The 9,542-nt window shown below is 69.0% G+C and carries 8 protein-coding genes; 7 read left to right on the forward strand and 1 reads right to left on the reverse strand.

Features of this window, described 5'->3' with window-relative positions; genetic code table 11:
* Positions 1-821, reverse strand: an 821-nt coding sequence (locus ACRDSK_RS27940; RefSeq protein ID WP_431444319.1) for an ATP-binding cassette domain-containing protein, incomplete at its 3' end; no start/stop codon positions are given.
* A 29-nt stretch (positions 822-850) separates the two neighbouring features.
* Between ACRDSK_RS27940 and ACRDSK_RS27945 the strand changes: the two genes are divergently transcribed.
* From ACRDSK_RS27945 to ACRDSK_RS27975, 7 genes are all read left to right on the forward strand, one after another.
* A complete protein-coding gene (locus ACRDSK_RS27945; protein WP_431444320.1) occupies positions 851-1,648 on the forward strand; it encodes a TetR/AcrR family transcriptional regulator in 798 nt (265 codons plus the stop codon).
* 87 nt (positions 1,649-1,735) lie between these two features.
* Positions 1,736-2,635 (forward strand): bile acid:sodium symporter family protein, encoded by a 900-nt coding sequence (locus ACRDSK_RS27950; RefSeq protein ID WP_431444321.1) that lies wholly within the window; start codon positions 1,736-1,738, stop codon positions 2,633-2,635.
* Between the two features lie 104 nt (positions 2,636-2,739).
* Positions 2,740-4,986 (forward strand): (Fe-S)-binding protein, encoded by a 2,247-nt coding sequence (locus tag ACRDSK_RS27955; protein ID WP_431444322.1) that lies wholly within the window; start codon positions 2,740-2,742, stop codon positions 4,984-4,986.
* Between the two features lie 44 nt (positions 4,987-5,030).
* The gene (locus tag ACRDSK_RS27960; RefSeq protein ID WP_431444323.1) at positions 5,031-6,896 is read left to right on the forward strand and encodes a 2-oxoacid:acceptor oxidoreductase subunit alpha; all 1,866 of its coding nucleotides are present in this window, start codon (positions 5,031-5,033) and stop codon (positions 6,894-6,896) included.
* A complete protein-coding gene (locus tag ACRDSK_RS27965) occupies positions 6,896-7,906 on the forward strand; it encodes a 2-oxoacid:ferredoxin oxidoreductase subunit beta (RefSeq protein WP_431444324.1) in 1,011 nt (336 codons plus the stop codon). The genes ACRDSK_RS27960 and ACRDSK_RS27965 overlap by 1 nt, the downstream gene beginning before the upstream one ends.
* Before the next feature lie 16 nt (positions 7,907-7,922).
* Complete coding sequence (locus ACRDSK_RS27970) at positions 7,923-8,669, forward strand: Stf0 family sulfotransferase (RefSeq protein WP_431444326.1); 747 nt, start codon at positions 7,923-7,925, stop codon at positions 8,667-8,669.
* 251 nt (positions 8,670-8,920) lie between these two features.
* The gene (locus ACRDSK_RS27975; protein WP_431444327.1) at positions 8,921-9,442 is read left to right on the forward strand and encodes an SRPBCC family protein; all 522 of its coding nucleotides are present in this window, start codon (positions 8,921-8,923) and stop codon (positions 9,440-9,442) included.
* Positions 9,443-9,542 lie beyond the last annotated feature (100 nt).

The raw sequence follows: 9,542 nt of genomic DNA on the forward strand, positions 1-9,542 counted from the left end.
TCGGTGTCGGTCTCGGTGTCGGCGCCGGTCACCCGGGCGAGCACCGCCGCCGCGCGGTCGAGGTCCGCGGTGTCGTGCAGGACCACGTCCAGCCGGTCCCCGCCGAGGCTCGACTTCAGCTCGGTCGGCGTGCCCTCGGCGACGACCCGGCCGTTGTCGACCAGCGAGATCCGGTCCGCGAGCTGGTCGGCCTCGTCCAGGTACTGGGTGGTCAGCAGCACCGTGGTGCCCTCGGCGACCAGGGCTCGCATGGCCGCCCACACCTCGTTGCGCCCGCGCGGGTCGAGCCCGGCGGTCGGCTCGTCGAGGAACAGCACGCGCGGCGCGAGGATCAGGCTCGCCGCGAGGTCGAGCCGCCGGCGCATGCCGCCGGAGAACTTGGCGACCGGCTTCGCCCCGGTGTCGGCGAGGTCGAACCGCGCGAGCAGCTCGCCGGCCCGGGTGCGGGCGTCGGCCTTGGACAGGTGGTAGAGGCGGCCGAACAGCTCCAGGTTCTGCTGTGCGGACAGGACCTCGTCGACCGCCGCGTGCTGGCCGACCAGCCCGATGCTCTCCCGGACGCGGTCGGGCTCGCGGGCCACGTCGAAGCCCGCGACCTCGGCGTGGCCGTCGTCCGCGCGCAGCAGCGTGGTCAGGATCCGCACGGCGGTGGTCTTGCCGGCCCCGTTCGGGCCGAGCAGGCCACACACCGTGCCCGCCGTGACGCTCAGGTCCACTCCGTCGAGAGCGACCTTGTCGCCAAAGCGCTTGCGCAAGCCTTCGGTGGTGATCACTGGCTCTCCAATGTCGTACGATGTACGAAGTCGAACAATACCGTACATCGTACGGAGTGCATAGGATGTTAGCCACGATGGCCAAGAAATCGAGCGACCGGCACAGCGACCGGCACTATGGCGGCCGGGGCGACCCGGTCCGGAGCATGGCGTTGCTCTGGCGCGACGACTCGGCGCCGGCGAAGGGCCGTGGGCCGAAGCCGGGCCTGACGGTCGACCGGATCGTGGCCGCGGCCGTCGAGGTCGCCGACGCCGAGGGGCTGGCGGCGCTGTCGATGCGCCGAGTGGCCGAGAAGCTGGGCGTCGGCACGATGTCGCTCTACACGTACGTGCCGTCGAAGGCCGAGCTGGTCGACGTCATGTTCGACACGATCCTGGGCGAGATCCCGCGCGGCGAGGTCGAGGGCGGCTGGCGGCTCCGGCTGGAGGCGATCGCGCGGGCGAGCTGGGACCACTACCGCCGGCACCCGTGGGTGCTGCAGGTCATGGCCATGTCCCGGCCGCCGCTGGGCCCCAACAGCATCGCCGGCTACGACCACGACCTGCGCGCGGTGGACGGCATCGGCCTCTCCGAGCTCGAGATGGACTCGGTGCTGAACCTGCTCCACGTTTTCGTGCAGGGCGCCGCCCGGACCGCCATCGAGGCCGACGCGTCCGCGAGCGACACCGGCGTGACCGACCTGGAGTGGTGGGAGACCTACGCCCCGCTGCTGGCGAAGGTCTTCGACGCGGAGAAGTACCCGGTCGCGGCCCGGGTCGGCGCGGTGGCCGGCGAGGTCTACCAGGCCGCGTACGACCCCGAGCACGGCTTCAGGTTCGGCCTGGTGCGGCTGCTCGACGGCATCGAGGTGCTCGTCTCGTCCCGTCGCGGGTGAGGCCGGGCGGGAAACGGTGTCCGAGCTGTAACCGGCACGGCCGTCCGGGCTATTGCCAATTTGTCCGTTAGTTGCCACATTCCGCGAATGAACTCGTCGATCGCGACCACGGTCTTCCTGCCGATCGCCCTCGCAGTGATCATGTTCGGCCTCGGGTTGTCGCTCACCGTGGCCGACTTCACGCGGGTCGTGCGCTACCCGAAGGCCAGCCTGATCGCGCTCGGCTGCCAGATCCTGGTGCTGCCCGCGATCTGCCTCGGCCTCGTCCTCCTCTTCGACCTGGACCCGCCGCTCGCCGTCGGCATGATGCTGCTCGCCGCGGCGCCGGGTGGGACCACCGCCAACCTCTTCAGCCATCTCGCCCACGGCGACGTGGCCCTCAACATCACGCTGACCGCGGTCAACTCCGTGCTCGCCGTCATCACGCTGCCGATCGTGGTCAACCTCTCGCTGCAGGGGTTCATGGAGGGCGAGGAGGCGATCGGCCTGCAGCCGGACAAGCTGCTGCAGGTGTTCGCGATCGTGCTCATCCCGGTGGCCATCGGGATGCTGGTCCGCCGCCGTGCGTCCGGTCTCGCCGACCGTCTCAACAGGCCGGTTCGGATCGCCTCGATCGTCGTGCTCGTCTCGGTCATCGCGGTCGCGGTGTTCCAGGAACGGGGCAACGTGATGGGCTACATCGAGTCCGTCGGGCTGCTCGCGCTGATCTTCTGCGTGGTGAGCCTCACGATCGGCTACACCGTGCCCCGCGCTCTGCGCGTGCCACGCGGCCAGGCGATCGCGTCGTCGTTCGAGATCGGGATCCACAACAGCACGCTCGCGATCACCATCGCGCTCAGCCCGGCCCTGCTCGACAGCGCCGAGATGGCGATCCCGGCCGCCGTCTACGGCATCGCGATGTTCCTGCCCGCCGGCGTGCTCGCCTACCTGCTGAACCGGCGCCGGGCCGCCGCGGACGACATGGTTCCTGACCGGTCAAGGCCATGAGCGGCACGTGTCACAACCCCATTGCGCGCGTTGCACCGACATCCGAAATACTGGCGAGTAATAAGCAAGGCTGAGGCCCTGTTGGTCGCCGGATGGAGGCGCTCGTGGTCGTTCGAATGATTCTCGGTGTGCTGATCACCCTGGGGGTGCTGGCGTTCGCCGGGCGTCGGGCGAAGTTCCTGTCCGACCTGATCAAGTCGGGTCAGCCGGTGGACCGCTTCGACCACCTGCGCAGCCGGTTGTGGGCCCAGGTCAAGGAGGTCTTCGGCCAGCGCAAGCTGCTGAAGTGGTCGATCCCGGGCACGGCCCACGCCTTCACGTTCTGGGGCTTCGTCATCCTCGGCTCGGTCTACCTCGAGGCCTACGGCACGCTCTTCGACCACGACTTCCACATCCCGTTGATCGGCCGCTGGGCGGTGCTCGGCTTCGCGCAGGACTTCATCGCGGTGATGGTCGTCGTCTCGCTGGCCGCGTTCGCGATCATCCGGCTGCGCCAGGCCCCGGAGCGGCGGCAGCGCGCGTCGCGGTTCTACGGCTCGCACACCGGCGGTGCCTGGCTGATCCTGTTCATGATCTTCAACGTGATCTGGACGATGTTCCTGTTCCGCGGGTCCGCCGCGGCGCTCGGGAACTTTCCCTACGACTCCGGCGCGTTCGTCTCGCTGGGCGTCGGTGAGCTGCTGGAGCCGGCCGGACACACGGCCAACGAGTGGATCGAGTCGATCGGTCTGCTCGCGCACATCGGCGTGATGCTGTCGTTCGTCATCATCATCCTGCACTCCAAGCACCTGCACGTGTTCATCGCGCCGATCAACGTCTCGACCAAGCGGCTGCCCGACGGCCTCGGCCCGCTGCTGCCGATGGAGTCGCACGGCAAGCCGATCGACTTCGAGGACCCGGACGACGAGGACGTGTTCGGCCGCGGCAAGGTCGAGGACTTCACCTGGAAGGGCATGCTCGACTTCGCCACGTGCACCGAGTGCGGGCGCTGCCAGAGCCAGTGCCCCGCCTGGAACACCGGCAAGCCGCTGTCGCCCAAGCTCGTGATCATGGACCTGCGCGACCACCTGTTCGCGAAGGCGCCCTACCTCGTCGGCGGCCAGGAGATGCCCGACCACAGCGGCGTCGACGTGCTCGCGCTCGCCGAGTCCAGTGTCAACGGCGCCGGCCACCACGTGCCCGAGTCCGGCTTCGGTCGGGTGCCCGGCGAAGGTCCCGAGCAGGCGGCCCGCCCGCTGGTGGGCTCGGCCGAGGTCGGCGGCGTGATCGACCCGGACGTGCTGTGGTCCTGCACGACCTGCGGCGCGTGCGTCGAGCAGTGCCCGGTGGACATCGAGCACGTCGACCACATCGTCGACATGCGCCGCTACCAGGTGATGATCGAGTCGGACTTCCCCGGCGAGCTCGGCACCCTGTTCCGCAACCTGGAGAACAAGGGCAACCCGTGGGGGCAGAACAACTCCGCGCGGATGGACTGGGCGAAGGACCTGCCGTTCGAGGTCCCGGTCTACGACGGCGTGCTGGAGCCCGACGTCGAGTACCTGTACTGGATCGGCTGCGCCGGCTCGTTCGACGACAACGCCAAGAAGACCGTGCGCGCCACGGCGGAGCTGCTGCACATCGCGGGCGTCAAGTTCGTGGTGCTGGGCAACGAGGAGTCCTGCACCGGCGACCCGGCGCGCCGCTCCGGCAACGAGTTCCTGTTCCAGATGATGGCCCAGCAGACCGCCGAGATGCTGAACACCGTGTTCGACGGTCGCGAGCCGGACAAGCGCAAGATCATCACGACTTGTCCGCACTGCATGAACACGCTCGCCCGCGAGTACCCGCAGCTGGAGGGCATGATCCCCAGCTTCGAGGGGACGAACGGGCACTGGGAGGTCATGCACCACACGCAGGTGCTGAACCGGTTGGTGCGCGAGGGCAAGCTGACCCCGGTCAAGCCGGCCGACGGTGGTGCGCCGGTCACCTACCACGACCCGTGCTACCTGGGCCGGCACAACAAGGTCTACGAGCCGCCGCGCGAGCTGGTCGGCGCGGCGGGCGCTTCGCTGACCGAGATGCCCCGGCACGCCGACCGGTCGCTGTGCTGCGGCGCCGGCGGCGCGCGGATGTGGATGGAAGAGAACATCGGCAAGCGGATCAACCTGGAGCGCGTCGACGAGGCCCTGGACACGAACGCGAAGGAGGTCGTGACCGGCTGCCCGTTCTGCCGAGTCATGATCACCGACGGCCTGGTGCAGCGGCAGAGCGAGGACAAGGGCACCGACGTCCAGGTGCGTGACGTGTCGCAGATGCTGCTGGAGTCCGTGAAGCGCGGGGCGACCACGACCTCCAAACAGGGCGGCTAGCAGGATTCGAGTCGGACTGGCTCGCGGCCCCACAGACTGGGGCCGTGGCCAGGGTGAAGCTGGATCGAGTGGTGATCAGGTTCGCCGGCGACTCGGGCGATGGCATGCAGCTCACCGGTGACCGGTTCACGTCCGAGGCGGCGGCGTACGGCAACGACCTCGCGACGCAGCCGAACTTCCCGGCGGAGATCCGCGCTCCCGCGGGCACGCTGCCCGGGGTCTCGTCGTTCCAGCTGCAGTTCGCCGACTACGACATCCGCACGCCGGGGGACCGGCCGGACGTGCTGGTCGCGATGAACCCGGCGGCGCTCAAGGCGAACGTCGGCGACCTGCGTCCGGGTGGCACGGTCATCGTCAACACCGACGAGCTCACCAGGCGCAACCTGACGAAGGTCGGCTACGAGCGCGACCCGCTCGAGGACGGCTCGCTGTCGAACTTCCAGGTGCACGCGATCGCGATGGCGACGCTGACCCGCGGCGCGCTGGCGGACACCGGTCTGTCCAAGAAGGACGCCGAGCGGTGCAAGAACATGTTCGCGCTCGGGCTGCTGTCGTGGATGTACCACCGGCCGACCGAGGGCACCGAGCGGTTCCTGCGGGAGAAGTTCGCGCGCAAGCCCGAGCTCGCCGAGGCGAACGTGCTGGCGTTCCGCGCGGGGTGGAACTACGGCGAGACGACCGAGTCGTTCGCCACGACCTACGAGGTCGCGCCGGCCGGGGACTTTCCGCCGGGCCGCTACCGGCAGGTCACCGGGAACCTCGCGCTGGCGTACGGGATCGTGGCGGCCGGCCAGTGCTCCGGGCTGCCGGTGTTCCTCGGCAGCTACCCGATCACGCCGGCGTCGGACATCCTGCACGAGCTGTCCAAGCACAAGAACTTCGGCGTCACCACGATGCAGGCGGAGGACGAGATCGCCGGCATCGGGGCGGCGCTGGGTGCCGCGTACGGCGGCGCGCTCGGCGTCACCACGACGTCCGGGCCGGGCATCGCGCTGAAGGCGGAGACGATCGGCCTGGCGGTGATGACCGAGCTGCCGCTGGTGATCGTCGACGTGCAGCGCGGCGGGCCGTCCACGGGGCTGCCGACCAAGACCGAGCAGGCGGACCTGCTGCAGGCGATGTACGGGCGCAACGGCGAGTCACCGGTGCCGATCGTCGCGCCGCTGTCGCCGGGTGACTGCTTCGCCGCGGCGATCGAGGCCACGCGGATCGCGCTCACCTACCGGACGCCGGTGCTCGTGCTGTCCGACGGCGCATTGGCCAACGGCTCGGAGCCGTGGCGGATCCCGGACGTCGAGGAACTGCCGGACCTGCGGGTCACGTTCGCCACGGAGCCGAACGCGCCGGACGGCGAGCACTGGCCGTACCGGCGGGACCCGGACACGCTGGCGCGGGACTGGGCGCTGCCGGGCACGGCCGGCCTTCAGCACCGGATCGGCGGGCTGGAGAAGGCCGACGGCCGGGGCGACATCTCCTACGACCCGGACAACCACGAGCGCATGACCCGTCTCCGTCAGGACAAAGTGGACGGTGTGGCGGTGCCGGACCTGGCCGTCGACGACCCGTCCGGGATGGCCGGCGTGCTGGTGCTGGGCTGGGGCTCGACCTACGGCCCGATCGGCGCCGCGTGCCGGTCGCTGCGCCAGCAGGGCTACCGGGTGGCGCACGCGCAGCTGCGGCACCTGAACCCGTTCCCCGCCAACCTCGGCGAGGTGTTGCGCTCCTACGAGCGCGTGGTGGTCCCGGAGATGAACCTGGGTCAGCTGGCCCTGCTGCTGCGCGCCCGGTACCTGGTGGACGCGATCTCGTACCAGAAGGTCGCGGGCCTGCCGTTCATGGAGGAGGAGCTCGTCGAGGTACTCGCCGGACATATCGGCGACTCCGGGACGTGGCTCGCGGAGGCTGCGTGATGACCATCGAGCTGAAGCTGACCGCCAAGGATTTCAAGTCGGATCAGGAGGTGCGGTGGTGTCCGGGGTGTGGTGACTATGTGGTGTTGAACGCGATGCAAGCCTTCCTCCCCAGTCTGGGGTTGCGGCGGGAGAACATCGTGTTCATCTCGGGGATCGGCTGTTCCTCGCGGTTTCCGTACTACATGAACACCTACGGGATGCATTCCATCCACGGCCGCGCCCCGGCGATCGCCACCGGTCTCGCCGTCACTCGCCCGGACTTGTCGGTGTGGGTGGTGACCGGGGACGGTGACGCGCTCTCGATTGGTGGGAATCATCTGATTCACGCGTTGCGGCGTAACGTGAACATGACGATCTTGTTGTTCAACAACCGGATCTACGGGTTGACCAAGGGCCAGTACTCACCCACCAGCGAGGAGGGCAAGCTGACCAAGTCCACCCCGATGGGCTCACTGGACCACCCGTTCAACCCGCTGTCCCTCGCCCTCGGCGCCGAAGCCACCTTCGTGGCACGCACCCTGGACAACGACCGCACACAACTCACCGAGATTTTGGCCGCCGCTGCGGCGCACCGGGGGTCGGCGTTGGTGGAGATCTACCAGAACTGCCCGATCTTCAACGACGGCGCCTTCGACGTGCTCAAGGAACCCGGCCAGAAAGAACAACGCCTCATCCCCCTCCAACACGGCGAACCGATCGTGTTCGGCACCGATGGCGATCACGCGGTCATCCGCACCGACTACGGCCTCGACATCACCAAAACCGCCGACATCGGCCAACACGAGATCGTCGTCCACGACGCCACCCTCGACGACCCCTCCTACGCCTTCGCCCTGTCCAGGCTCTCCACCCAGGACCTCGGCCACGTCGTCACCGGCATCTACCGCAACATCAACCGCCCCAGCTACGACGACGCCGCACGCGCACAGGTCACCAACGCCGTCGAAACCAGACCGGCCGACCTCCAGACGTTGTTGCAAGGCAAGGACACCTGGACGGTCAGCTAGGTTACCGTCGGCCACTGTGACCCAGCCAGGCTTTGACTCCTACCTGCTCTGCGCGACGCCACGTACTGGAAGCACCCTGCTGTGCGGTCTGCTGAGGTCGTCCGGAGTCGCCGGCCGCCCAGCCTCCTACTTCAACCGTCGAGGTCTGCACGACTACGCCGTCGACTGGCGGATCGCGAGACCTCGAGACGGACGGATCGACGAGACCTACGTTCGAGCGGCGCTGGCAGCCGGCAGGACGTCGAACGGTGTCTTCGGCGGCAGGATCATGGCCGAGACGCTGCCGGAGCTGATCGGTGACCTCGCCGCCGACACCGAGGCAGCGGTGACCGATGTGGAGCTGTTGAGCGCCCAGTTGGGTCGGCTCAGGTTCGTCCACCTGCGACGGCGTGACGTCGTGGCGCAGGCGGTGTCGTGGGCGAAGGCGCAGCAGACCCACTTCTGGCATCCGGATGAGGCTGTCAAGCCCGGAGGTCGACCGGCTCACTACGACGAGGAACTGATCGGCCGGCTGGTCGCCGCGATCGAGAAGTTCGAGGCGGACTGGGCTCTGTGGTTCAGCGCCCACGGCATCGTGCCCCATCGGGTCGTCTATGAGGAGTTGACGGCAGATCCGTTACGCACTGCGCACGACGTGCTCGACTATCTCGGCCTCGACGTTCCGCTGGGCCGGCATCTGGTGATCGGGCACCGTCGACAGGCCGACCAGGTCAACGCCGACTGGGCCGCGAGATTCGCGGCACGGCCGCACGACGAGCGTTAGGAACCGCGGCGTCAGCGTGCGCGCCGAACCCGTGTCGACGGTGAGCACGGTCGGCCGGCACGGCACCACTGTCGAACGCGACATTCCGCACCTCCGTCCAATCGCCGGAAAGTCCCAGCATGCGACGGAAACCTCCACGTCCGGTCGAGCCACAGTAGAGCGCGCCGCCGTCGACTCGACTTCGACCGCCCCTCCAGCGCGGGTGAGCAAACTCACGGGCAGACGCTCACCGACCGAAGGGGGCGACGACCATGGCAGAGCCCAGGATCCGGACCGCCCAGCACACCAGCAGGGTGGCTGCACCACCACAGCGGGCCTACCAGCTGATCGCCAATCTCGACCGTTGGCCGCACATGTTCGACACGGTGCTCGCCGTCGAGCACATCGGGTGGAGCGGCACCTGCGAGCGAGTGCGCTTCTGGGGCACGTTCGGCGACTGGCGCGGCAGCTGGGTGTGTTCGCAGGAGCTCAACCCGAAGCGGATGCAGCTGCGGTTCCGCCGCGAGCGGGCCGCGTACCCGCTGGCCTCGTTCGGCGGCCTGTGGCTGGTCGCGGCCAAGGGATCCGGTTCTCAGGTCACGCTGGACCACTACTACACGATCGTCGACGACGACCCGGTCGAGGCGGCGCGGCTCGACGCGACGATCGAGCGGAGCGCCACCCGCATGCTCGCCGCGCTGCGCCGGGCGGCCGAGCTCGGCGACCTCGACGACATGTGGCTCTCCATGCCGGACGGCGTGCGCGACCACGTGCGGGACGTGGCGCTGCGATGAGCACCAACCTCCCACTTCGCGGCCGGCGCCGGCACGCCGACGTGCCCCTCGGGTCCGCCGACGTCCTGCCCCGCCGCGCCGCGGCCGCCTGGCCCAAGCG

Origin of the sequence: Actinophytocola sp., assembly GCF_050699915.1 — a bacterium.
GTDB lineage: Bacteria > Actinomycetota > Actinomycetes > Mycobacteriales > Pseudonocardiaceae > Actinophytocola.